Raw genomic sequence first — 1423 nt, forward strand, 5'->3', positions numbered from 1 at the left:
TCGTTAATAGCTTGGATATTTATGGCTCAAAAATTAAAGAAAGCTGATTATGCATAACATTGTTCTATCCCCATTTACCTGTATAATAGATTAAGTAAGAAGTTTTAAGGGTGGTGGCTGTCTTTTCCCTCGCGAGGTGAGGCCCATGGGAACATGGAATAATCTTCAGGAAGGTTTCACAGTCAATGAGCGTCTTCCAGACACTCTCGTTGATGTTGCTGTTTGGCACGTTTTTAATCGCGCTACTCAGCTATATCGACAAGCACCACAAATAAAAAAGCCGCCCTGCGTAACTTTGGCCAGTTACAGGGTAGCTTAATGCTGTCTTATTAACTTCGCCACCGCCTTTGAAGCGGCTTGCGTGGGAAGTCCTGTTTTCGGCGGGGCTTCCTTTTCTGTCTCCATTATAGCATGTCCCTTAAAAACTGGCTAACGTTTTAGACTTTGATCAAGTTCGGATTCGGGTTGTTTGATTTCCGGATTCTGTTCAGTAAATGCTTGTAGCTGCTTTTGCGTTCGCTCACTGATTTCTTCGTGTATCTCATGTAACTGGTTTTTAAATTGTGCTTTTTGTTGTGGCTTCGTTGTTTGCTGAGCTTGTTGTTGCAAGCTTTGGTAGGACTTATTAAGATCATGGGCTGATAGCTTTTTTAGATTATGCTCAGGCTCTTTTGGGGCTTCTTGTAAGCCTAATTGTTTGGTTAAGCCATCGCTAAGCTCAATCACTTTGTTGCTCACTTGCTGGATTTCACTTAAAGCACTATGGATCACAGCTGTATCTTTAGCCCAGGTAGCCACATAACCGAGTGAATAGTTACTGGTATCAACGCCAATATTTTGCATGGCAACATATGCGACCGCTTCGGCTTGGGTTTCTTGATAGGCTCGCGGCCGATCTTTAAAGGCTGATTTTAACCCATGTAACTGACTATGCGCATATTCGTGATATAACGTCTTTAGTTTCAAAGCATTGTCGGGCTCATCGCCACCAATGACGATTTCATTAGTGCTGGGTTGAAAATACCCCTTAGCCCCATTTAGCGTCGCTAAAGGCACTTCACTGATTTTAAGGTCGGGTTGCTGGTTTAAATAATCTTTGAACGCGTTATACAAGCTCGTCACGTTCTGATGATCGGCTAAATTTTCTGTGACAAAGTCTCTAGCGCTTAACACTGGTTCACCGCTAGTTTGTGACACATCAAAGACGGGGAGATAACGATAACCGACAATGGCCCGCTCATCGGTGGTATTCAAGACGCTTTTGCTCGGCTGGTGTTAACTTCTTAATAATCGGGGCCGCAATCCGAATCGCTTTTGCGCCCCGGTTGACGGTGCGGTTAAAAGCCGTCTGCCATTACTTAAAACCAGCGACTTGAGTGGCTTGAGGATTTTGCGCATAAATTAAATCAATGTTTCTGGCGCT

The 1423-nt window shown here is 43.9% G+C and carries 1 protein-coding gene and 1 pseudogene; one reads left to right on the forward strand and one right to left on the reverse strand.

Annotation, left to right across the window (positions count from 1 at the left end; translation table 11 throughout):
• Nucleotides 1-212 precede the first annotated feature (212 nt).
• Entirely contained in the window at nt 213-275 is a 63-nt protein-coding gene (locus FC82_RS17420; RefSeq protein ID WP_222843308.1) for a putative holin-like toxin, read from the forward strand.
• Nucleotides 276-429: 154 nt separating this feature from the next.
• Here the strand turns inward: FC82_RS17420 and FC82_RS15600 are convergent.
• Nucleotides 430-1423, reverse strand: a pseudogene (locus FC82_RS15600) (hypothetical protein); the annotation flags it as partial.

This window comes from Secundilactobacillus collinoides DSM 20515 = JCM 1123 (assembly GCF_001435975.1).
Taxonomy (GTDB): domain Bacteria; phylum Bacillota; class Bacilli; order Lactobacillales; family Lactobacillaceae; genus Secundilactobacillus; species Secundilactobacillus collinoides.